The organism is Hyphomicrobium sp. (genome assembly GCF_019753045.1).
In the GTDB taxonomy this organism is placed as follows: Bacteria; Pseudomonadota; Alphaproteobacteria; order Rhizobiales; family Hyphomicrobiaceae; genus Hyphomicrobium_B.
The window spans coordinates 75,944-98,867 of sequence record NZ_JAIELN010000007.1; the positions used below are offsets into that span (position 1 = coordinate 75,944).

A 22,924-nucleotide genomic window follows, 5' to 3' on the forward strand; every position below is an offset into this window, starting at 1 on the left:
AAGAAGCCATGGTTCCGCCGAGACTGACACTGGTGTCGGATAACACGCGCGAGAAAAGTGAAACGGCTCCCGGCGAGGACGTGGAAGCGACGCGCGCCGGTGGAACAACGAGCCGGCCAACCGCCGCTCTGAGCGACCCCGACTCCGCAATCGACCACCTCTCGAAGAGTGTCGAGCGTGAGAAGCTGCGCCGGCTCGAAGCCATGCTTTTCGCTTCATCCCAACCCCTCGACGCCAAGTCGCTCGCGCGCTGCCTTGATGCCAACGACGATGTCCATAGCCTGCTGATCGCCCTGCAGGCCGAATATAAGGATCGCGGCGTGACGCTCGTTCGCGTCGCGGGTCGCTGGCAGTTCCGCACGGCTGACGACCTCTCGTTTCTGCTCGAACGTCAGCAGAAGGAAGAGCGCAAGCTTTCCAAAGCGGCGCTCGAGACGCTCGCCATCATCGCCTATCATCAGCCGGTGACCCGGGCCGAGATCGAAGAGATCAGGGGCGTATCGACGTCCCCCGGAACGCTGGACGTTTTGATGGAGGCGGGCTGGATCCGTCCGCGCGGACGCCGCAGGGCGCCGGGACGGCCGCTCACCTACGGCACGACGGAAGATTTCCTCATCCATTTCGGGCTCGACAACATCAAGGATCTTCCGGGCCTCGCCGATCTCAAGGCGGCAGGCCTTCTGGATGCCAACTTGCCGCCGGGGTTCACCGTACCGTCACCGACGGACGTCGCAGCGCTGATGCCGGATGAACTCCCGCTGACCGACGATGGCGACGAGGAGGAAGAAGAGCAGTCGGTGTTGCCCCTCGAGGACGATGGCGAAGAGCGAAGCGGGCCCCAAGGGCCCGACGAGAGCGGAGAGCCCGAGAAATAAGAGGGCGAGAACTGACCGCTTCCGGGTTCGCCGGTCGTTGGCAGGGGGCAATATTACTTATCATTAATTTGAGCGCCCTCTGTCTGCTCACCCCGTGAAGCGGGCCTAAACCACCACTCCGAATAGGAATTTTGCGGCCTCTGCCGATCCGCCACGCGTTCGCAAACCTTGCCGCGCACTGGTGGTTCTGCGATAAGGGCTTAGATACGAGGAAGCGGTTCAGCCGATGGCCGACGCCGTGCTGCCGCCGAGAGGTTTTCCAATGGGTTTTAGCGCACAACACATTCTTCTGCTCCTGGTCATCGCCCTGCTGCTTTTCGGCCGCGGCAAGATTTCGGAGTTGATGGGCGATGTCGCCAAGGGCATCAAGAGCTTCAAGAAGGGCATGGCCGACGACGAAGAGCCGGTTAAGCCTGCGCCGCGTACGATCGAGAACGAGGCCGTGAATCCTGACCGCACCAAGGTTGGATGATCCCTTAACGCTCATAGGTTCGCGGCTGATTCCGACAAGGTTGCTGGATGTTTGATATCAGCTGGAGCGAGCTTCTGATCCTCGGGATCGTGACGCTGGTTTTCGTCGGCCCGAAGGAACTGCCGGTGTTCATGCGGACGCTCGGCCGCTACGCTGGGGTCGCGCGTCGCCACGCCAACGAGTTCAAGGCACAATTCGATGCCGCCATGCGCGAAGCCGAGCTCGACTCGATGCGCAAGGAAGTCGAGCAGATGCAGAACTCGATCAATTCGGAAGTCATGAAGGCGAAGTCCTCGATCGACGAAGCGAGCACTGCGACGAAAATAGAAACGAACGCGAGCGCGCCGCAGCCTTCGCCCGCGATTTCGCCTCAGCCGCCACTGCCGTCGCTGGAGGTGGCGCCATCTCCGCCAATAGCTGCAGCTCCGTCGCCGGAGCCGCCTCTACCGGCGTCGCCAGAGAAATATTCATCTCCCGCAGAGCGGACGGAGTCCTAACGCGATGCAGGAGCGGTTACCGCCGACGGCAGCAGCCCCGGGTATCGAACCCGTGCGCGAAGGCCAAGATGAGATCGACGCCAGCAAGGCACCGTTGCTCGATCACCTGATCGAGCTGCGCCAGCGGCTGATCTGGGCTCTCGGCGCTTTCGTCGTGATGTTCTTCCTGTGCTTCTCGGTTGCCGGTCACATCTATAACGTGCTCGTGTGGCCCTACATGTGGGCGTCCGGCAGCGACCACGTGAAGTTGATCGCGACCCACTTTCTTGAGCAGATCATGACGCAAGTGAAGCTCGCCATGTTTGGCGCGGCCTTCCTGTCGTTCCCGGTCGCCGCAACGCAGATCTATAAGTTCGTCGCGCCCGGGCTCTACAAAAACGAACGCCGCGCCTTCCTGCCGTATTTGCTCGCAACGCCCGTGCTTTTCGTTATCGGCGCAATGATGGTCTACTTCATCGCGATGCCGGTGCTGATCCGCTTTTCGATCGGCCTGACGCATATGTCGGGCGAGGGCGTGCCCGAGATCGAGCTGCTGCCGAAGGTGTCCGAATACCTGTCGCTGATCATGACGCTGATCTTCGGCTTTGGCATCGTCTTCCAGTTGCCCGTCATCCTGACGCTTCTTGCGCGGACGGGGATCGTGACGTCGGAAGCCTTGGCCAAAGGCCGTCGCTACGCCATCGTCGGAATCTTTGCTGCCGCCGCGCTTCTCACGCCGCCGGATGCCTTGAGCATGTGCATTATGGCGATCCCGACCGTCGGGCTCTATGAACTGTCGATCCTTGCCGTCCGCTTCGTTGAGAGACAGCAGGCCAAGGCCCGGGCGGAGCAAACATAGCAGCCATTCGTTTCTGCGCTGACAAAACACGCGCATTCCACAAATGCCGCAGTAACGCATCCCAATCATCAAACATACTTCCAACGACGAGCGTCGCTTCGGTGGGCGGCGCTCGTTACGTTCCAATTGTCACTAGGAGATTTTTGATGAGCAGATTTTTGAAAGTCTTTTTGGCCTCCATCGCACTGTCTTCTGCCGCCGGCACCTTGGCGATAGCCTCGCCAATCGATGAGGGGATAGTCGATGCCTGCCAGGCTCACGATTTGACTAGGTTTGGCATGTGGGACTGCCGTTAAAGGCCCCGCTGGGATGGCGTCCGCTGTTGCGGGCGTCATCCTTTTTTTCGCAGCCCTGGACCGGGGGAAAAGCATCGTATAGGACGGCCTCAACACACCCGTACGCGAAGAGGCTCCCGTGTTCGACATCAAATGGATCAGAGACAACGCCGCGACTTTCGATGAAGGTCTGCGCCGGCGCGGACTCGAGCCGCAGTCGGCGAGCCTTATCGCCCTCGACGAAAAGCGGCGCGCGCTCCTGACCGAGCTGCAGGAAGCGCAATCCCAGCGGAACGCGGCATCGAAGGAAATCGGCAAGGCGAAGGCCGCGAAAGACGAAGCGACGGCAACGCGGCTGATGACCGAGGTCGCCGAGCTCAAGCAGGCGATCGCGAAAGGCGAAGAGGACGAGCGCAGGCTCGACGCCGAAATTCGCGACGCGCTGTCCGTCATACCCAATACGCCGCGCGAGGACGTGCCGTTTGGAACGGACGAAACGGGCAACGTCGAAGTTCGCAAAATTGGGACGCCGAAATCATTCGACTTTGCTCCCAAGCAGCATTTCGAAATCGGCGAAGCGCTGGGCCTGATGGACTTCGAAGCGGCGCAGAAAATTTCGGGCGCGCGCTTCGTCGTCACCAAAGGCGCTATCGCGCGCCTCGAACGCGCCATCGGCAACTTCATGCTCGATCTGCACACGGGCGAGTTCGGCTACACCGAAGTCAACCCGCCACTGCTCGTCAAAGATCAGGCGGCCTACGGCACGGGCAATCTTCCGAAGTTCGCCGAGGATCTTTTCAAGACCACGAATGATTTCTGGCTCATCCCGACCGCCGAAATCCCGCTGACGAACCTCGTGCGGGAACAGATCCTCGATGAAGCGCAGCTTCCGAAGCGCATGACCGCCTGGACGCAGTGCTTCCGTTCCGAAGCGGGCGCTGCAGGGCGCGACACGCGCGGCATGATCCGCCAGCATCAATTCACGAAGGTCGAACTCGTCTCCGTCGTCGCGCCCGAAAAAGCGCTCGAAGAGCACGAGCGCATGACGTCGTGCGCCGAAGAAGTCCTGAAGCGTCTCGGCCTGCCATTCCGCACGATGCTTCTGTGCACCGGCGACATGGGCTTTGCCTCGCAGAAAACCTACGACATCGAAGTCTGGCTGCCCGGGCAGAACACCTATCGCGAGATTTCGTCCTGTTCGGTATGCGGCGATTTCCAGGCTCGCCGCATGGACGCGCGCTATCGCCCGAAGGACGGCGGCAAGCCCGTTTATGTCCACACGCTGAACGGTTCGGGCCTCGCAGTCGGACGCACGCTGATCGCAGTTCTCGAGAACTATCAGCAGGCCGACGGCAGTGTCGTCATACCGGATGCACTTCGCCCTTATATGGGCGGTCTCGCGCAAATACAGAAAGCCTGAAATTCCCTCTCCCCATGCCCTGCACTTCGCATGGGGAGAGGGTTAGGGTGAGGGGCGGCCGCTTGCCGTGTCGCTGTTGCGGCCCCTCACCCCGACCCTCTCCCCGTAAGGACGGGGCGAGGGAGACAATGCGGCGGAAAAACAAATGCGAATCCTGATCACCAACGACGACGGCATCAACGCGCGGGGATTGGAAATCCTGAAAGCGATTGCGCTCGGCATTTCGCCTGACGTCTGGACGGTCGCGCCGGAGACGAACCAATCGGGCACGTCGCATTCGATGACGCTGCACACACCGCTCCGCCTGCGAAAGCTCGATGAACGCACGTACGCAATCGCGGGTACCCCGACGGACTGCGTAATCATGGCGGTGCGCCACATCCTCAAACAGCAGCCGCCGGATCTCATTTTATCGGGCGTCAATCACGGCTCTAACCTTGCCGAGGACACCACCTATTCCGGTACCGTCGCAGCAGCGATGGAAGGCACGCTTCTCGGCATCCGCTCGATCGCGCTGTCGCTGATGATGGGCTTCGAGGAAGGCGCAAAGCGCGCGCTCTGGGAAACGCCGCTCGCGCATGCGCCATCGCTCATCAAGAAATTACTCGAACAGGAATGGGAACCGAAAACTCTCATCAACATCAATTTCCCCGACGCCGATCCACATGATGTGAAAGGTATTGCCGTCACATCGCAGGGTGTCAGAGATCAAGCGCTGCTCGATATCGACAGCCGGATCGATCCGTGGGGTACGCCGTATTTCTGGTTTGGATTCGAACGGCGTAAATCGACGCTCGTCCCCGGAAGCGATCTTGCGGCAATTGCGGAAAACAAAATTTCCGTCACGCCGCTAAGCGTCGATCTTACCAATCACGGCTCGTTGAAAATGCTCAAAGCCAAGCTGAGCTGAACGGCGACTGCTCCGCCGGCTGACGTGTGCGAAAGTCGTCATAAAGACGAAATCCGTCCGCGAATAGAGCGCAATTCTCATCTAATTCGAAAAAACTCCGGCGGTGTGCAAAGCACCGTCGAAGGTCACTCACGTTCCTATTCGGGTCGTATTTCTTGTGACGGCGGGGAAGCCACCTCAATCGCAGGCAAATGCAACTCGAGACTTCTACATAAAAACACAGCTGAACGTTTACTCTCCGTTAACCGGTTAAAGGTTAATGGATGGTGCGAGTAGAGGTGCGTACCATGATGAGTTGTTTTGGCGTTAGCCAATGCGGGCGCTTGAGCCTCAAGTCCGCGACGGCTGTTTCTCTAATAATTGCAAGCCTTGGCCTCAGCGGCTGCAGCGCGGATGTTACGCGCTTCGACAGCACGTCCTTCAATTTTAACGATAGTCCGGGCGCGACGCCGATCCCGTCCGAACCCGTGCGCACAAGTTCACTGGGCGATAACCAAACCGTCGGCGGCTCAACCCCGCGCGGCCCCTACGGCGCCGGCGCTTCGTCTGTGCAAGTAGCAGCGCTTCCCGAGGCGACCGGCGATCACGGCTCAACATCCTATGATGCGCCGCCGCCGCCACCGCAGCAGCCTTCACCGTCGGCGTCCTATCGCCCGGCGAAGCCCTTCGCGCGCACGCCGAGCGAGCCGAGCTACGGCCGTGATACAGCAGCAGCTCGATCGACGCCGCCGGTCACGCCAGTCGCCGCCAAGGGTGAGATGATCGAGGTGCAGCCGGGCGATACGCTCTATGGGCTTTCGCGGCGTCACCAGGTCTCGCTTACCGAATTGACCTCGCTGAACGGCCTGAGCAACCCGAACTTGAAGCCTGGGCAGAAGCTTTATCTCCCGGCCGCAGGCGCTTCATCCGATCGTAGCAGCGTTGCTGCGGCGAAGGCCATCGAGGCCGCAACGCCGTTGCCTGCGCCGCTTGCGCCAGCTGCTCCTGACGTCGTGGCGAACTACAACGGCTCCTACACAGTGAAGCCCGGCGATTCCCTTTACGGCATCGCGCGGTCGAATAATGTCAAATTGGCCGAGCTGCAGCAGGTCAATGGCATCAGCGATCCGCGTCGCGTGAAGCCCGGTACGGTGCTGAAGGTGCCAGGCGAAAGCGCAAGCGAAGCGCCGTCTCGCATGGCCGAGAGCACATCCGCGCCTCAGCCACCGCATACTCCGCCGCCGCTCCCCGCGGCGTCGGCCCCGGCAGCTCCGCTCCCGCCGGCTCAATCGACTGCGGCCGTGGTCCCCCCGATCACGCCCTCGGAACCCGCGCGCTACGGCGACGCGACGACGGCCCAGCCGACCGTGATCAACGGCGAGAAGCGCGTTGCATCGCTTTCGGATAACAAGGTGACGGACGCATCGCCGGATTCTTCGCCGGCCGTTGCACCTGTGCAGCCCACGCAGCCGGCCGCTCCGGCGCAGAAGATCTCGCCGCCAGAGGAAAAGGTCGCGGTTGCAGTTCCCTCCGCAGTCGCGGAAGGGGCGGCAAGCTCTGCGAACAATTCCGGCAAGCTCCGTTGGCCGACGATCGGCAAGATCGTAGCAGGCTTCGGCGGTCGCTCCGACGGCACCCATAACGACGGCATCAATCTGCAGGTGCCGCTCGGAACGGAAGTCCACGCCGCAGAGTCAGGCATCGTCGCCTACGCAGGCAGCGAGCTGAAGGGCTATGGCAACCTCGTGCTGCTTCGCCACGATAACGGCTGGGTCACCGCCTACGCGCACAACGACGAACTGCTCGTGAAGCGCGGCGACAAGATCAAGCGCGGGCAGGTCATCGCGAAGGCCGGTAAAACGGGCTCTGTTGATCAGCCGCAAGTCCACTTCGAATTGCGTCAAGGCTCGAAACCGGTCGATCCGATGCCGTATCTCGAGAAGCTCTGACGCTTTCATCTAGCGCGGGGGAAAACGCGCTGGCACTGAGGGAAAACTGGGGGCCGGATCGAACGATCCGGCTCTCTTTTTGTTTGTCGCTTGGCGTTCAAGGTTTCCGCGCTTGCGGCCGGCTCCGCGAAGCGGAGTCGCAAGCGCCCAAAAAGACTCAAATCGAAGTTCCCGTCCGGCCTGCGAGATCCTGCACGTATTGCCACGCGACACGGCCCGAGCGTGCGCCGCGCGTCGTCGCCCATTCGAGTGCGTCCCGCTGCAATTCGTCGTCCGCGACCTTGATGCCGAAGTGCTCGACATAGGCTCTGACCATCGCGAGATAGTCGTCCTGGCTCGCGTTGTGAAAGCCGAGCCAGAGGCCGAAACGATCCGAAAGCGATACTTTTTCTTCGGTCGCTTCGCCGGGATTGATGGCCGTCGCCCGCTCGTTGTCGATCATGTCGCGCGGCATGAGGTGACGGCGGTTGGATGTCGCGTAGAAGATCACGTTCTTCGGGCGCCCCTCGATCCCGCCGTCGAGAACTGCCTTGAGCGATTTGTAGCTCGTATCGTCATGATCGAAGGAAAGATCGTCGCTGAAGACGATGAATCGATGCGGCGCAGATTTAAGGATGGCGAGGCATTTGGGCAGCGAGCCGATATCCTCGCGATGGATCTCGATGAGCTTCAGGCCGCCGTCTGTCCCGAGCGCGTCGGCGTGCGCCGCTTTTACGAGGCTCGATTTGCCCATGCCGCGCGCGCCCCAGAGCAGGGCGTTGTTGGCGGGCAGGCCCGCTGCGAAGCGCCGCGTATTGTCGAGCAGAATGCCGGCGGTCCGGTCGATACCTTTGAGAAGCCTCAAAGGAACGCGGCTGACCTCCAAGACCGGCTCGAAGGTCGCTGCATCAGCCTGCCACACGAAGGCGTCGGCTGCGGTGAAGTCGGCAGTCCGGGGCGGGGAAGGGCTCAAGCGCTCAAGAGCGTCTGCGATCCGCTCCAGAATCGGGCGATAGGTGTTTGCGTCGGTCATTAAGGAATTCCAGGGGGCCAAAAGCCCGGCGCGCTACATGCCGGGAAAAAGCGTGTTTAATCGCTGCGGAAGGCAGTGCCAACGGCCTTTCACAACCCTATGCGAGGTTGCAAAAGAGCATCGGACCACTATAGTCCGCCCGAATTTGAGGGGCTCATCCCTCCGGCCCATTGGGATCCGGGGCGGTAGTGCTTATTTCAATCGCATCCAGAGGACTATCTTTCCCAATGTTTACGACTTCCGCCTTCGCGCAGACCGCCGCAGCCAGCCCGATGGACCCCTTGGGCGGCCTTCTGATTCCGATGCTGGCGATGCTGGCGATCTTCTATTTCCTCCTGATCCGTCCGCAATCGCAGCGCGCGAAGCAACTCCGGGAGCGTTTGAACGCCGTCCGCCGCGGCGACACGGTTGTCACGGCAGGAGGCATGCTCGGCAAGGTTACGAAGGCTTCCGACACGAGCGACGAAATCGAGGTCGAGCTTGCCGACAATCTGAAGGTCCGCATCGTGAAGGGCACCCTTTTGGATGTGCGCGCCAAGGGCGAACCTGTCAAAGACGCAACGTGATTGACCGACGCCCGCGTGCGAGAACGTAGCTGCGCCAGATGCGCAAGTTTTGATCCGCGCATCTCCTAACGCCCGAGACCCTATTCCGATGCTGCAATTCACCCGCACGAAAATCATCCTGATCCTGCTGACCTGCTTCGCAGGTATCGCAGTCGCGATGCCGAACTTCTTCTCGAAGGAGACGGTCGCATCCTGGCCATCATTCGTACCGAAGAAACAGCTGCCTCTGGGGCTCGACCTCCAGGGCGGCGCGCATCTTCTGCTCGCGATGGACCAGGACGAGATCAAGAAGGATTGGATGAACAACCTTCGCGATGAATCGCGCAAGGTTCTTCGCGATGCGAAAATTGGATTCACCGGCATCGGCATCCAGGGCTCGCAACTTGTCGTCAAGCTCGCAAAGCCGGAAGAGCGCGACGAGGCGATCAAGCAACTCCATAAGGTCAGGCAAACGATCGGCAGCGCCGTGCTCGGCACCGGCGGCTACGATGTCGACGTCTCGGCCGGAACCGACCCCGGCACGGTGATCGTGAAGCCGACAGAGGCGGGTCTCCGCGCGCGTATTTCCAATGCCGCGGCCGCCTCCATCGAGACGATCAACCGCCGCGTCAATAATTTGGGCACGTCGGAATCGACGATCGTGCGCCAGGGCGCCGACCGCATTCTGATTCAGTTTCCTGGCCTGAAAGACACCAAGGAGCTGAAGGCGCTCATCGGCGAAACCGCCAAGCTGACGTTCCACGAAGTGCATCCCTCGCTCAGTGCCGAAGAGGCCAAGCAGACGAGCATTCCCGCAGGCTACAAGATCTATCCGGGCGACAAGAGCGAGGGACCGTCCGAGTATCTGCTGCGTGAGCAGCCGGTCGTGCAGGGCGATGACCTCGCCGACGCGCAGCCGGGCTTTGACAGCCGCACGAACGAGGCGGTGATCAACTTCCGCTTCAATCAAAGCGGCGCGCGCAAGTTCGGCAACTTCACCAAAGATAACGTAGGCAAACCTTTTGCGATCGTGCTCGATAATAAGGTGCTTTCGGCGCCGGTTATCCGCGAGCCGATCCTCGGAGGTTCCGGCCAGATTTCCGGCAGCTTCGACGTCGACAGCTCGAACCGGCTTGCCGTTCAGCTGCGGTCCGGCTCGCTGCCGGCAAAGCTGACGATTGTCGAGGAGCGAACCGTCGGTCCATCCCTTGGCGCTGACTCGATTGCCGACGGTAAGCGCGCCGGCATCATCGGCGGCATCGCGGTCGTCATTCTGACGGTCCTCGCCTATGGCACGTTCGGCATTTTCGCGTGCGTAGGCCTCGTCGTGCACTTGATCTTGACGCTCGCCCTCATGACGCTCATCGGCTCCACGTTGACGCTGCCCGGCATCGCGGGCTTGGTCCTGGGTGTCGCGATGGCCGTCGACGCGAACGTGCTGATCTACGAGCGTATTCGTGAAGAATTGCGGGCGGGCAAAACGGCGATCTCCGCTATCGATGCTGGGTTCCAGCGTGCCTTCGTGACGATCGCCGACAGCCAGCTGACGACACTGGCCTGCGCCATCATCATGTTCTGGCTGGGTTCAGGCCCTATCCGCGGCTTCGCCGTAACGCTGACAATCGGCATTCTGACGTCGATCTTCGCATCCGTGACGGTCGTCAGGCTGCTCATCTCGTTCTGGCTCAAGGCTCAGCCGAAGGGCCGTATCCAAATCGTGCCGGTCTAGGAGACCACTTCCGTGTTGATGAAATACATTCCGGTCTTCAAGGGGTTCGACTTCTTCCCGCACGACCTGAACTTGCCCTTTATGAAGTTCAAAGGGCCGGCGCTTGCCGCATCCATCATCGCGATGCTGCTATCCATCGCGCTCTGCATGACCCTCGGTCTGAACTACGGTGTCGACTTCAAGGGCGGGTCTCTGATCGAGTTACAGACGAAGAGCGGTAACGCTGACATCTCGTCGCTGCGTGAAAAGCTCAACGCTCTCGGGCTCGGCAACGTCCAGATTCAGGAGTTCGGCACGCCGAACGACGTGCTCGTGCGGCTCGAGGAGCAGCCAGGCGGCGAAACCGCTCAACAGCCCGCCGTTCAGAAGGTAATTGATGCAACGAGCGCCGACTTTGTTCAGCGTCGTGTCGAAGTGGTCGGCCCGGCCGTATCGAGCGAATTGCGCATGACCGGTTTTATCGCGGTCGCCGCCGGTATCTTGGCGATCGTGGCCTACGTCTGGTTCCGTTTCGAATGGCAGTTCGCCCTCGGCGCCGTCGTCGCGTTGACCCACGACGTCCTTCTCACCGCGGGCATCTTTTCGCTGTTTCAGCTGGAATTCGATCTCTCGACCGTGGCCGCGCTGCTGACCATTCTCGGCTATTCGGTGAACGACACCGTCGTTGTGTCTGACCGAATTCGCGAGAATTTGCGCAAGTTCAAGAAAATGGAGCTCAACCAGCTCTTGAACTTGTCGATCAACGAGACGCTGTCGCGCACGATCCTGACCGGCGTGACGGCGATCGCGGTGCTGGTCTCGCTCTACATTTTCGGCGGCGAAGTCATCCGCAGCTTCAACCTCGCGATGCTCTTGGGCGTGGTGATCGGCACCTACTCGTCGATCTTCATCGCGGCCCCGCTGCTGGGCTACCTCGGCGTCAAGCGCGACTGGAGCGACGCGGCTGCAAAAGCGGTTGCCGAGACCAAGGCGAGCCGCGCCAAGGCCTGACGCTCGGCGCGAACGAGGAACGCCGCCGTAATGACACCCGAGGTCGCCAGCTACCCTTATGAAACGGCGATCACGGCCTACGGCAACGGCGGCTTCCGTTTCGCCGAGATGAGTCATCGCGGCTCGATTATCTGCTTGCCGAGCGGCGTCTACGCCTGGGGCGCGACCAACGCCGAAGAACTCGATGCCGAGGACATCGACTTTCTTCTGAGCCGCCTCGATCCACCGATCACGGTGCTGCTCGGCACGGGCGAGAAGCAACTCTGGCCTTCAGCCGAAGTCTATTCCGCATTCGCGAAAGCCGGCATCGGCCTCGAACCGATGTCGACAGGAGCCGCGGCGCGCACGTACAACATCCTGATCGCCGAAAAGCGAACGATCGCAGCGGCGCTGATCGCAGTGCCGTGACCCCTGCGAGGAACCGCCTTCAATCCACGAGTGACGTGTGAGCAACTCCGGCACGCGAGCGATCGATTACGATGCGGTACGGTCGGCCGCTCGCGCGTCAGCGCCGGATCGTTACTACGCTGCGCTCTTCGCCCCCGTCGAAGCCCGTGACGATCTCATCGCGCTCGCGGCATTTACCGGCGAGATCGAACGGATATCGCGCCAAGTCAGCGAGGCGGCTCTCGGCGAAATTCGCGTAGCATGGTGGCGGGACGCGTTTTTGAGCCGCGGCGAAAGCGGCCGCTCCGGCAATCCGACGCTCGATGCTTTTGCCGAAGTCATCCGGCGCCGCGCTCTCTCGCTCGGTGTCATCGAAGATTATCTCGCGGCCCACGCACACGCGCTCTACGGCGAACCGCCGGCGGATGATGCGGAACTCCGCGAAACATTGCGCAACATCGACGGCACGCCGTTCGCATTTGCAGGCTCGATCCTGGGGCTCGAATTGGATGAGCAAACCATCGACGCGGCAGCCCGCGCATCGGGCTTCGCCCGCATCGGGATCGAGCTGCCATATGCTCTGATGCGCGGGCGTGCGCTGCTGCCGAAGGCGAGGTCTCCAAACCCCTTTGCAGCGGACGAAGCGGAAGATTGGCGCCCGCAAATGGCGTGGCTCGCGAGCGAAGGGCTCGCCGCTCTCGCCGAACTGCGGCGTCATCTCAGGGGCAAACCCAGAACGTTCACAACGGCTTTGTTGCCGCTTGCCCTCGTTGAGCCCTATTTTCGCGCTTTGCAGAACCCTCGGCACGAGCCGGCGCGCGACATATTGGAAATCGCGCCTATCGCTCGATTGTGGCGTATTGCACGCGCGCATTGGTCAGGTCGCGTCTGACGACCAGGCGAAGAGGGCAGATGGCATCAATTTCAAGACGGGGGCTGAAAGGCGTACGTTTGCGCCCGGCGGCTGGTGTTCCGCGAACCGGCTGCAAAGCCTGGTCACGCATAGGGGCGCTGTTCCTTTCGCTTGCCTTCGTCGCGACGAGCTTGATCGCGCCGAACCACGCTGAAGCTGCTTCGCCTGTCATTACCTGGAAGCTCGAAAACCCGTTCCGCTTCTTCATTGACCCTCACGATACGGAAGCGCACCGCGCGACGTATCGGGCGCTCGGGCCGACAGAACGGGCAACGCCGGTCTTAGCAGCAGAGCACGCGCTCCAGAGCGGCGACCGCGACGGCTGGGCCGCATCCATGTTCCGCAAGACGTGCTGGAACAACAACCGCTTCAAGTGCGATGCCTACGATGACTACATCAACCCCTCGAACCACGCCGTCATCGTTGAGGTCACGGGCGTTGAAGATGCGTCGACGCTGACGTGCACGTGGCTCACGGCGCCGCGCGGCGATTCCAAGAATCCGCGTGGCGACGCGATCACGCAACCGTGCAGCGAGTCGGCGCGCTTCGTCGTGCCCTATCCGGGCGGAGCAATGGTCACCGTCCAAATCGGCGGCCGGGAAGTTTCCAAGACGCTAATCAAGGTTCGCGACGTCCTGATCGCCGGAATGGGAGACAGCTTTGCGTCGGGCGAAGGCAACCCCGACCGGGCTGTCCGTTTTTCGCGCGAGCGGACGTCCGACTACAGCACCATCGGACTTTATAGCGGTCTCACCGGATATCCCGCGCGCATCGGGCCATGGCGGGATCTCGGCGATAAAACCTTCATCAAGGAGAATGCGCGCTGGCTCGACCAAGCCTGCCATCGTTCGCTCTATTCCGAACAATTGCGCACGGCATTGCAGCTCGCCGTCGAAGACCCGCATCGCGCCGTCACATTCGTCGGCGTCTCGTGCGCAGGCGCCGAGATCACCGACGGACTTTTTCTGAGGTACAAGGGCAACGAATGGGTTCCGAACCCGCCGCGCCTTTCGCAAATCTCGGCGGTCGCTGAAGCGCAGTGCGGAAACAATAAAACGCAGCCGCTCGATCTGCCCGAGGCCTTTCACATGAACGGCCAAATCCCTCAACTGCAGAATATCGTCCTTCGTAAATGCCCGCAGGACGACGCGCGCAAGATCGACCTCGTGCTGCTCTCCATTGGCGGCAACGATATCGGCTTCTCGCGGCTTCTGGCGAATGCGGTCCTCTCGAATGTATCCCTGTTGCGTGAACTCGGCGGCTGGCTGGGTCAGGTCCACGGCGAGGCAGAAGCTTCCGCCGAACTCGCCACATTGGGCGCACGCTATAAGTCGCTCAACCGCGCCATTCACAGCATCCTCTACGTGCCCTGGCAGGAAAGCGATCGCATTCTGCTCGTCGCCTATCCGGGTCTCGCCCTCGAAGGCGACGGCAGCCAGATGTGCGGTGACGGCAACTCCGGCATGGAAGTCGTGCCCGACTTCCAATTGGACCGAACCAAGCTGAAGCTCGGCACATGGTTCGCCGACAAGCTGCATCGTCTCATGCGTGATGCCTCTTACGAATTCGGCTGGACGTTCGTTGAAACGCACAGGCGTGCCTTCATCGGACGCGGAATATGCGCGGGCCTGAGTGTCGAAGGTGTGAGCGAGGTCGATGACCTCCGGCTTCCCCGCAAGATCGATGGCGTATGGACCCCGTATAACCCGGCCGATTATCAGGCCTACGCGGCGCGTCAGCGATGGTTCAGAACGCCGAACGATGCCTTCATGACGGGCAATTTCCACGTTGAGGCCGGGTTGTTGACGAAGGTTCTGCGCATCGAGCCGTTCGCGCCGTTCCAGCTCATACTGGCGTCGACGTACTCCGGCGCGTTCCATCCGACCGCGGAAGGCCAAGCGGCCATCGCCGATGCCGTCGTCGATAAGGCACGATCGGTCCTGGCGAAATATGGTGCAGGCCCCGATGCCGATCCCACGGGCTATACGGTGCCTTCTCCTGAGGATACGCCGGCACCCGCAGCGGACGAACCCAATGCGCAAATCCCAGACATCAATTCGGTGTTGTCGAAGTCGGGTGGCGAAAAAGGTGTAACCGGCGCATTGCCAGCAGCGAACGCTTCGCCAGCTGCCGCCGTGCCGGCGACGGATGACGACGGGAAGTCCGGCGCGACGGTCGGAGTTACGTCTGGTGATCCTTCCGACGAGCCGCCGCCGGAAGCCGTTGTCGGACCGCCTCCGACCGAGACGGCAGTCGTTCCGTCGCCATCTCCGCCTGCAGAGCCTTCGGCGACGCCCATAGAAATCCGCCCGCTCAACCGGGGACCACAGCAGACGCAGACGTCGACGGAACCCGCGCCAGCACCGGCTTCGCCGCCTCCCGATCAGGAGCAGTTCACGCCGCAACGTTTCGCTCCGGCTTCCGGTGGAACGACGAACGCGGCGCCCTAGCGATCCAGCCGCTTCAAGCAGATTGCTTCACAGGCGCCGTCTCGCCGAGCCAACCCGCGAGATCGGCAAGCGCGCGGCGCGACATCGCCCGCTTCTTTTCGCGGCCGCGCTCCGGGCCTTTGAGTTTCTTGCCGCTCTGATCGTGGGTCGGATTAGAGTCGAGATCAGGAAGCAGACCGTAATTAATGTTCATCGGCTGGAATGAACGGGCAGCGCCGCGTTCGCTGTCGTCGCTGACGAGATGGCCGCCCGTGATATGGTCAAGCAGCGCTCCGAGTGCAGTCGTAGCGGGCGGCGCGTCGCTCACAACACCCATCGCATCCGCGGCGGCAAAGCGACCTGCAAGCAAGCCGATGGCGGCGCTCTCGATATAGCCTTCGACACCGGTAATTTGTCCTGCGAAGCGCAGCCGCGGCATCGCTTTGAGCCGCAGCGAGCGATCCAGGAGCTTCGGCGAATTGAGATACGTGTTGCGATGGAGGCCGCCAAGACGCGCGAATTCGGCGTTCTGCAACCCGGGGATCATCCGGAAAATGCGCACCTGTTCGGCATGCTTCAGCTTCGTCTGGAAGCCGACCATGTTCCATAGCGTCCCGAGCGCGTTGTCCTGGCGGAGCTGAACGACAGCATATGGCCAACGTCCCGTACGCGGATCATCGAGACCAACCGGCTTCATCGGCCCAAACCGAAGTGTTTCGCGGCCGCGTTCCGCCATCACCTCGACCGGCAGGCAGCCGTCGAAGTAGGGCGTGGACGCTTCCCATTCCTTGAAAGACGTCTTATCGCCCGCGAGAAGCGCATCGATGAACGCCTCGTATTCGTCTTTCGACATCGGGCAGTTGAGATAGTCCGCGCCCGTTCCCGCAGGACCGGCTTTGTCATAACGTGACTGGAACCACGCTATCTCGGTATCGATTGAATCGCGATGAATGACGGGCGCGATCGCATCGAAGAACGCGAGGGAATCTTCTCCAGTCAGCGTCGCGAGCGCACTGCTCAGCGCCGGAGACGTCAGCGGTCCCGTCGCAATGATCACGTTACTCCAGTCTTCTGGCGGAAGGCCTTCTAGCTCGCCGCGTACGATCGTGATCAGCGGGTTTGCCGATATCCGCGCAGTCACTTCCGCAGAGAACGCGTCGCGATCGACGGCGAGAGCGCCGCCCGCCGGCAACTTGTGCTCATCGGCAGCCGCCATGATGAGTGACCCCGCGCGGCGAAGTTCCTCATGCAGGAGACCGACGGCGTTATTCTCCCAATCGTCGGAACGAAACGAATTCGAGCAGACGAGTTCGGCAAAACCGTCAGTCTTGTGAGCTTCGGTCGAGCGCATCGGCCGCATCTCGTGCAGCACGACGGGCGTCCCACTGGCCGCGATTTGATGTGCTGCTTCTGAGCCTGCGAGCCCTGCACCAATGACGTGGACGGAGGATGATTTAGCGATATGCACAGCGGCTCCACAGCGGAGGAACGAAGTTCCATTGAGTCATTTTGAAGCGAATCGGCCGAGTGCTAAGCGACGTTGCGCAGGAAGCACCAGAGCGGCCTGTCGCAGTTACTTAAGCGGGGCGGCATGGGCTTGCAACGTGTTGTGTGGTCTGCGCTGCTTTCGATAGCGATCGCGGGATGTACGCATGACCGTTTGGGCCCCGTCGAGGGCCATTATCAGGATTTCCAGGTCGATCCGCCAAACAAAAACACGGTTACCGTCTGTCACGCCTACACGTGCAAGATGATGACGAAGTTCCGCTTCACCGACGCGGACATCGACGAGCTTCGAGCAATTTTCAAGAAGATCAAGAAGGCCGATACGGCGGAGGAAGAGCGCCGCGCGGTCGCCTATTCGATCGGCTGGATCGAAACGCGCGTCGGCGCCGCAATCGGCACATCGACGGACCGCGCCGGCATGGACTTCGCGGCGTCGGGCGATCCGACGCAAATGGACTGCGTCGATGAATCGACGAATACGACGAGCTATATGCTCGTCATGCAGAACAACGGCCTTCTCAAATATCACACTGTCGGCACGCCGTTCTCGAAAGATCAGCTCTGGAAAGGCGTCTCCGGGTGGACGCATTGGACCGCGGTGCTGAAGGAAAATTCGAACGGCCAGCGCTGGGCCATCGACAGCTGGATCTACGCCAACGGCGTGAACCCGGCAGTCGTCGAGGTCGAGAAATGGTACATCGAAGATCTAGGAAGCCTTCCGGTCGCGCAGAAGTAGCTGCCGTTAGCCCGCGAAGTAATCCCACGTCAGCTTCGCGTTGAGCGCGATGATCAACAGCGCAATGATCGCGGCGATGACGGTCAACCAGCGGGGCGACACGAGCTCGCCGAGCTTGCTGCGGCTCGCCGTGAACTGCACGAGCGGCACGACCGCGAAAGGAAGCTGCAAGCTCAGCACCACTTGCGACAGGATCAACAGCTTGGCCGTTTCCGCTTCACCATAGAGAAGGGTCACGCCCGCTGCCGGTATGAGCGCAACGGAACGCGTAATGAGCCGCCGCAACCAAGGCGCCAGCCCGATTTGCAGGAAGCCCTCCATAACGGTCTGGCCCGCGAGCGTCGCGGTAACGGTCGAGTTCAAGCCGCAGCAAAGCAGCGCGATGCCGAAGAGCGTCGGCGCGATGGCCGACCCGAGCAGCGGATGCAGCAACGATTGCGCTTGGCCAAGTTCCACGACTTCGGTGTTTCCGGATTTGTAGAACGCAGCAGCGGCGAGGATCAGGATCGATGCGTTGACGAGCAGCGCCAGGCACAACGCAATCGTCGAGTCGATTGTCGCGAATTTCAGCGCCTCGCGCTTCTCTTTGGTCGATGTGCCGAACGCGCGCGTCTGCACGATTGCCGAATGCAGATAGAGATTATGCGGCATCACGGTCGCGCCGATGATCCCGAGGGCCAGATAGAGCATTTCGGGATTCCGCACGAGCTCCGTCGTGGGCGCGAAGCCGCGGATGACGGCGCCCCATTCTGGATCTGCAAGCGCGATCTGAACGGCGAAGCAAATCGCGATGACGATGAGCATCGTGATGATGAAGGCTTCGAGGTACCGGAAGCCCGCCCGCTGCAAAAGCAGAACGACGAACACGTCGAGCGCGGTCAGCAAGACGCCGATCTCGAGCGGGATGCCGAAGAGAAGATTGAGGCCGATGGCCGTGCCGATCACTTCCGCGACGTCGGTTGCGATGATCGCAAGCTCAGCGAGGAGCCATAAAGGAAAGGAAGCCCACTGCGGATAACCGTCGCGGCACGCCTGCGCGAGATCGCGCCCCGATCCGATGGCGAGGCGCGCGCACAGCGACTGCAGGATGATCGCCATGATGTTCGAAAGAAGCGCGACGAACAGCAGGGCGTAGCCGAATTTCGCTCCCCCCGCGATCGACGTCGCCCAGTTGCCCGGGTCCATGTAGCCGACAGCCACCAGGTAGCCAGGGCCGAAAAATGCAGCGAGACGTCGCCATGTACTCGCGTGCCCCGCGACCTTCACGGTGCGGAAAACGTCGCCCAGAGAACGCTCCGAAATGGGCTTCCGCCAGCTGCTGCCTGCCTGCTCGGCGGTTTCGGCTGGGGGAGCGGCAATTTCCGTACGGGCGTCCATGGATCACTTTTCGCAAATGACAATCATTCGCAACTAGAGTGGTCGAGAAGCGGCCAGCCGTCAAGAACCGGTGCGAACAGGGCTGCTGTGACAAATACGGTAGGGGAGAATTGAGGATAAATATCGCGAGTGGGGGGAATTCGCCGGCATCACACGGCCGCCGCCATCTAGCCAAGGCACCGCCGTCGTGGTCTGCAATTGTCACAGAAAAAGCAACAATACAGGCGGTGAAGCCTCGAGATGTGGTCCCCCTATAAAAACCGTATCAAGCGCGACCTCGAGCGCTGGCATTCGAACGGCTGGGTCAGCGCCGAAGGGCGGGCAGCGATTGCCGCCGACGTCGACAGCAGCGGACGCGAATTCGGCCTCGCACCGGCGCTCGGAATTCTAGCGAGCGTCCTGTTCGGGTTCGCCGCGATTTCATTCGTTGCCGCGCACTGGGAAGACATGCCGCGATTGGGCCGCCTCGCCCTGCTGCTCGCCTGCGTTTGGTCGGGTTACGGAGCGGCCGGTTGGCTTGTTACGCGCGGTCATACGCTGCTGGCCGATGCGGCGGTGCTGTTCGCTTGCGGAATGTTCGGCGCCAGCATCATGCTGATCAGCCAGATGTACAACATCGCCGGCAATCCGTCGGACGGCGTACTGATGTGGTGGGTCGGGACGCTCCTTGCAGGAACTGCCCTGCGGTCGAACCCGGCACTCGCTTTGGCGATGATCCTCGTCTGCGTTTGGTCGTGCATGCAAACATTGGATCGCAACGAAGTCCACTGGCCGTTTCTTATCGGCTGGGCGCTAGTCACCGCGGCCTTCATCTGGCAGCGCTGGCGCCCGGGCCTCCATCTTTCGGCTTTGGCGTTGTCGGCGTTCGTGGTCTCGCTTGGGTACCAGTTGGACGGAGGCCACCAGCATGGTCTCGTCGCCATGATCGGGATCCTTGCCGCCGTCGCCGCGATCGCGGCGGAAAAGCTGCGGCCGGACATTGATGCCGCTAACGATCACATCGCGGCCCCGCTTTTTGCTTACGCGCTCGCCGTCGCATTCGCGGGCCTGTTTGCACTGCAATTCTTGGAGGTACCGCGGATGGCCACGCTGATCGTCCTCGCTGCGGCGTCTCTCGTTTCGATCCTCGGAGCCATCGCCTACGCCTTGTCGACGGGGAACCGCGGCGCGCTTTGGATCGGCTATTTGGCCTTCTCGGCCGAAATACTCACGCTCTACGGGGTCACGGTCGGCACCATCCTCGGAACGTCTCTGTTCTTCCTGATAGCCGCGATCATCGTCTCGCTTCTCGCCTACGCGGCTTTGCGATTGGCGCGTCGATCGGCGAGTGGAGGGGGCTTCGCATGATTACCAGGCGGACTTTGATCTGGCCGCTGCTGGGCGCAGTGGCGTTGGCCCAGTCGGCGGCGCTCTTCAATATGGTCTACGCGCGTGACCGGCTGCTGAAAAAGGGACGCGAAATTACGCTGGCCGTACGGCCGCTCGATCCGCGAGACATCTTCCGCGGCGATTACGTGACGCTCGGCTACGACATCAGCACGCTCAAGAAGTCGTCGACCGAAACAGACCCGGATTTCAATGGCGTCTCACCGGGCTCGGCCGCTTACGTCACCCTGAAGGGGGCGGCGGGAGGCGACTGGACGGTAACCCACGTTGGCAGTCGATATCCATCTGAGGTTGCACCGGACGAGGTCGTTCTCAAGGGCCGCGTAAAGTATGTCTGGAGTGCCGGCAACGACGCGGAATCGACCATCCAAGTGCTCTACGGCATCGAAAACTACTTCGTCCCGGAGGGCACGGGCCGCGCGCTCGAAGATAAGGTGCGCTCCCACAAGATCGAGGCGGTCGTAGCGGTTGCGGCCGACGGAACGGCGGCCCTCAAGGGTCTTATCGTCGATGGTGAGCGGCACGAGGACCCACCGCTTCTTTGAGGCTTCAGGCGCGCCCGGCCACCTGCTATGAGGCGGCCGCAGAACTCGAAATGGCAAAGCCGGAAATGGAGACCTCAAGTGACCGTCACCCGCTATGAAACATCACCCGTCTATTCGAAGGTCACGGAGGCAAACGGCTTCGTATTTACCGCAGGCGTTATCCCGACAGACCTTTCCAAGGACGTCGAAGGCCAGACCGCCGAAGTACTGACCGAGATCGACCGCCTGCTGGCGCTGGCCGGTACCGACAAGTCGAAAGTCGTCCAGGCAACCGTCTGGCTCAACGACATCCGCCATCGCGATGGAATGAACAAAGCATGGGGCGTTTGGCTTGATGGCAAGGGCGCACCCGCCCGCGCGTGCGTCGAAGCCAAGGTCATCGATCCGAGAATGCTCGTCGAGATCTCGGTCGTCGCCGTCAAGTAGGACGCTCGCGTCCACAGAGTCGGATGACCAACATTTGCCGAAGCGCGATCGAAGGGTTTGCGCTTCGACAACAATCTGTGCCCCGATTGCCTCTCATGTAGAAATTCTTTCAACGCCGCTCGAAAAGGCCAGCGAGAGCATCGCTGAATCTGCGAAATACGCGATGGGGGATCTGGCCCTCGATTGTCTTCGGAGACGGTAAGAAAATGATTCGCTTCGGATTGATGAGGCCGGCATTTGCCGTGGCCGCGCTCTTTGCCTGCGCCGCCCCTGCGCTCGCTGACGACACGGGCGTTGCTGCAATTCACGAACAGCGCCGCGAAGGCGGCCGCCTCTGCTTCGTGGATCATTACCACTATGGATCGAGCGCGGGGCTCCCGTCGAAGAAGACGGCTCTTGCTGCCGGAATTAAATCCTGGGCCGATTTCACCGACTTCGAATATGGTTCGGACTGGGCGCGCTGGGGCCGGGCGGCGGAGAAGAGCGCGAAGTGCTCGCAAGCCGGTATCGGTGGTTCCTGGAGCTGCGATATCAGCGCCAGACCCTGCCGCTAGAGACGTGTGATCTCCGGGATCCAGAAAGGCCGCGCTTTCGAGCCGGTCTTTTTCTTTGGCGCTAGGTGGCGAACGCCGCTCGCAACGTTAGCGGCGCACCAGCACTTGCGACAGCACCCGGCGCACGATCGAAGCGATCCAGCGGATCAGGAACAGCTTTATCATCGTGCCGACGATGCCGCTGTTCGAGCCGAGAAGATTCCCGAGGATCGAGCGGATGACATTTTCCAGCGAGCCGCCGTCGGGTCCCGGAACCTGCTCACCGCCACGGCGGACGATATCGGGAAGCCGGCTGTAGGGATTGTCTTCGGGCTCGGACGCGGGACCTTGATAGCGGCCACGCCGCCCAAGACCCGGAATGTCGTCGCCCGGAATGGGAAGAGGACTGCCGCCATCCATCGGGCGCGATGGTCCGGGCGTTTTATCCGGCCCATTCCCTTCGAAAGGCGGCCGGTCATCGGGCTGCGTGTAGACGTCTCGTCCGGTTGGCGGAAACGTGTCGCCCGGCATCGGCAACGGGCTTCCGCCGGCGCCCGAAAACCCCGGAATGGTGCTCGCAACCTTCGCTATCGCGGGGCCCGATTGTTTTTGCAGTTCGCCGATCACCAAGGTAGCGACCACGGGCAGAAGCTTTTGGACGGTCGAAGCATCGACACCAGAGCTCGATGCCGTTCGCGCAGCGATTCCGCGGCTCACATGCTTGTTGCCGATCAGCACATCGAGGATCTGATCGCCGTTCGCGACAAACTCCGGCGAGGCGAAGCCGGCACCGTCGGCCGGTGTCCGGGTCGCGCCTGGAGCCGTAACGAGAGAAACCACATCGGCCACGCCACCGCGCGAGAGCATGGAGCGCTGAATGCGCGCCTGCAGTTCATCGGCGAGTAATTGAACGGCACGTTGCGCGCTTTGCTCGTCGATGTCGTAGGCGTCGGCAATTTTTCCAACAAGTTCTTGTCCCGACGCACTCCGGAAGCTGTCATCAATGGTCACGCCGGTCTCCGGTGATTGTCGAAGTCAGACCTGAACTAATTAGCACGGCGGTAAGCGGCCGCCAGCCATCCGGATACGTATCCGCCATACAATGCTGCTGTTTCCGTTCATCGAGAGTTCAGGTGCTCGCGATTTTACTGGTGCAAAGAGGGTACAGTGATACATGCGAAACCGTACCGGCACG

General features: G+C 61.4%; 22 protein-coding genes. 18 read left to right on the plus strand and 4 right to left on the minus strand.

What is annotated here, in order from left to right:
• Window positions 1-8: 8 nt before the first annotated feature.
• The 7 genes from scpB (at window position 9) to K2Q04_RS08910 (ending at window position 7,215) form a co-directional block, all read left to right on the plus strand.
• Window positions 9-875 (plus strand): SMC-Scp complex subunit ScpB, encoded by an 867-nt coding sequence (gene scpB, locus K2Q04_RS08880; protein WP_291162098.1) that lies wholly within the window; start codon window positions 9-11, stop codon window positions 873-875.
• A gap of 262 nt (window positions 876-1,137) precedes the next feature.
• Complete coding sequence (locus K2Q04_RS08885) at window positions 1,138-1,347, plus strand: twin-arginine translocase TatA/TatE family subunit (RefSeq protein ID WP_092868136.1); 210 nt, start codon at window positions 1,138-1,140, stop codon at window positions 1,345-1,347.
• Between the two features lie 47 nt (window positions 1,348-1,394).
• Complete coding sequence (gene tatB, locus K2Q04_RS08890; protein ID WP_291162103.1) at window positions 1,395-1,844, plus strand: Sec-independent protein translocase protein TatB; 450 nt, start codon at window positions 1,395-1,397, stop codon at window positions 1,842-1,844.
• Between the two features lie 4 nt (window positions 1,845-1,848).
• Window positions 1,849-2,682 carry a twin-arginine translocase subunit TatC gene (tatC, locus tag K2Q04_RS08895; protein WP_291162106.1) on the plus strand — a complete coding sequence of 278 codons (834 nt, stop codon included), beginning with the start codon at window positions 1,849-1,851 and terminating at the stop codon, window positions 2,680-2,682.
• Window positions 2,683-3,096: 414 nt separating this feature from the next.
• Complete coding sequence (serS, locus tag K2Q04_RS08900; protein ID WP_291162109.1) at window positions 3,097-4,377, plus strand: serine--tRNA ligase; 1,281 nt, start codon at window positions 3,097-3,099, stop codon at window positions 4,375-4,377.
• A gap of 145 nt (window positions 4,378-4,522) precedes the next feature.
• Window positions 4,523-5,287, plus strand: coding sequence for a 5'/3'-nucleotidase SurE (gene surE, locus K2Q04_RS08905; protein ID WP_291162111.1), 765 nt, complete (start codon window positions 4,523-4,525; stop codon window positions 5,285-5,287).
• 287 nt (window positions 5,288-5,574) lie between these two features.
• Entirely contained in the window at window positions 5,575-7,215 is a 1,641-nt protein-coding gene (locus K2Q04_RS08910) for a LysM peptidoglycan-binding domain-containing M23 family metallopeptidase (RefSeq protein ID WP_291162114.1), read from the plus strand.
• A gap of 157 nt (window positions 7,216-7,372) precedes the next feature.
• On the opposite strand, the gene K2Q04_RS08915 is transcribed toward K2Q04_RS08910, so the two are convergent.
• On the minus strand, window positions 7,373-8,227 hold the full coding sequence (locus tag K2Q04_RS08915) for an ATP-binding protein (RefSeq protein WP_291162117.1): 855 nt from the start codon (window positions 8,225-8,227) through the stop codon (window positions 7,373-7,375).
• A 227-nt stretch (window positions 8,228-8,454) separates the two neighbouring features.
• On the opposite strand from K2Q04_RS08915, the gene yajC reads away from it, so the two are divergent.
• The 6 genes from yajC to K2Q04_RS08945 all read left to right on the plus strand — a co-directional run bounded on the left by yajC (window position 8,455) and on the right by K2Q04_RS08945 (window position 15,241).
• Window positions 8,455-8,793, plus strand: a complete 339-nt coding sequence (yajC, locus tag K2Q04_RS08920) for a preprotein translocase subunit YajC (RefSeq protein ID WP_291162120.1) — start codon at window positions 8,455-8,457, stop codon at window positions 8,791-8,793.
• 88 nt (window positions 8,794-8,881) lie between these two features.
• Entirely contained in the window at window positions 8,882-10,501 is a 1,620-nt protein-coding gene (secD, locus tag K2Q04_RS08925; protein WP_291162123.1) for a protein translocase subunit SecD, read from the plus strand.
• Window positions 10,502-10,513: 12 nt separating this feature from the next.
• Window positions 10,514-11,491: a protein translocase subunit SecF gene (gene secF / locus K2Q04_RS08930; RefSeq protein WP_291162126.1), complete on the plus strand. Its 978-nt coding sequence runs from the start codon at window positions 10,514-10,516 to the stop codon at window positions 11,489-11,491.
• Between the two features lie 30 nt (window positions 11,492-11,521).
• Complete coding sequence (locus tag K2Q04_RS08935; protein WP_291162129.1) at window positions 11,522-11,899, plus strand: Mth938-like domain-containing protein; 378 nt, start codon at window positions 11,522-11,524, stop codon at window positions 11,897-11,899.
• A gap of 37 nt (window positions 11,900-11,936) precedes the next feature.
• Window positions 11,937-12,770, plus strand: coding sequence for a squalene/phytoene synthase family protein (locus K2Q04_RS08940; RefSeq protein WP_291162132.1), 834 nt, complete (start codon window positions 11,937-11,939; stop codon window positions 12,768-12,770).
• A 20-nt stretch (window positions 12,771-12,790) separates the two neighbouring features.
• Window positions 12,791-15,241: a hypothetical protein gene (locus K2Q04_RS08945; RefSeq protein WP_291162135.1), complete on the plus strand. Its 2,451-nt coding sequence runs from the start codon at window positions 12,791-12,793 to the stop codon at window positions 15,239-15,241.
• A 13-nt stretch (window positions 15,242-15,254) separates the two neighbouring features.
• Here the strand turns inward: K2Q04_RS08945 and trmFO are convergent, their stop codons facing one another.
• Window positions 15,255-16,682: a methylenetetrahydrofolate--tRNA-(uracil(54)-C(5))-methyltransferase (FADH(2)-oxidizing) TrmFO gene (gene trmFO / locus K2Q04_RS08950; protein WP_291162784.1), complete on the minus strand. Its 1,428-nt coding sequence runs from the start codon at window positions 16,680-16,682 to the stop codon at window positions 15,255-15,257.
• A 129-nt stretch (window positions 16,683-16,811) separates the two neighbouring features.
• On the opposite strand from trmFO, the gene K2Q04_RS08955 reads away from it, so the two are divergent.
• Window positions 16,812-17,462 carry a hypothetical protein gene (locus tag K2Q04_RS08955; RefSeq protein ID WP_291162137.1) on the plus strand — a complete coding sequence of 217 codons (651 nt, stop codon included), beginning with the start codon at window positions 16,812-16,814 and terminating at the stop codon, window positions 17,460-17,462.
• A 6-nt stretch (window positions 17,463-17,468) separates the two neighbouring features.
• Here K2Q04_RS08955 and K2Q04_RS08960 read toward each other — a convergent pair whose 3' ends face one another.
• On the minus strand, window positions 17,469-18,839 hold the full coding sequence (locus K2Q04_RS08960; protein ID WP_291162140.1) for an Nramp family divalent metal transporter: 1,371 nt from the start codon (window positions 18,837-18,839) through the stop codon (window positions 17,469-17,471).
• Between the two features lie 240 nt (window positions 18,840-19,079).
• Between K2Q04_RS08960 and K2Q04_RS08965 the strand changes: the two genes are divergently transcribed.
• The 4 genes from K2Q04_RS08965 (at window position 19,080) to K2Q04_RS08980 (ending at window position 21,750) form a co-directional block, all read left to right on the plus strand.
• A complete protein-coding gene (locus tag K2Q04_RS08965) occupies window positions 19,080-20,186 on the plus strand; it encodes a DUF2157 domain-containing protein (RefSeq protein ID WP_291162142.1) in 1,107 nt (368 codons plus the stop codon).
• Window positions 20,183-20,770: a GDYXXLXY domain-containing protein gene (locus tag K2Q04_RS08970; RefSeq protein ID WP_291162145.1), complete on the plus strand. Its 588-nt coding sequence runs from the start codon at window positions 20,183-20,185 to the stop codon at window positions 20,768-20,770. The genes K2Q04_RS08965 and K2Q04_RS08970 overlap by 4 nt, the downstream gene beginning before the upstream one ends.
• Window positions 20,771-20,848: 78 nt before the next feature.
• On the plus strand, window positions 20,849-21,196 hold the full coding sequence (locus tag K2Q04_RS08975; protein ID WP_291162147.1) for a RidA family protein: 348 nt from the start codon (window positions 20,849-20,851) through the stop codon (window positions 21,194-21,196).
• 206 nt (window positions 21,197-21,402) lie between these two features.
• A complete protein-coding gene (locus tag K2Q04_RS08980) occupies window positions 21,403-21,750 on the plus strand; it encodes a hypothetical protein (protein WP_291162149.1) in 348 nt (115 codons plus the stop codon).
• 87 nt (window positions 21,751-21,837) lie between these two features.
• On the opposite strand, the gene K2Q04_RS08985 is transcribed toward K2Q04_RS08980, so the two are convergent.
• Window positions 21,838-22,740, minus strand: coding sequence for a DUF937 domain-containing protein (locus K2Q04_RS08985; protein ID WP_291162152.1), 903 nt, complete (start codon window positions 22,738-22,740; stop codon window positions 21,838-21,840).
• Window positions 22,741-22,924: the final 184 nt, after the last annotated feature.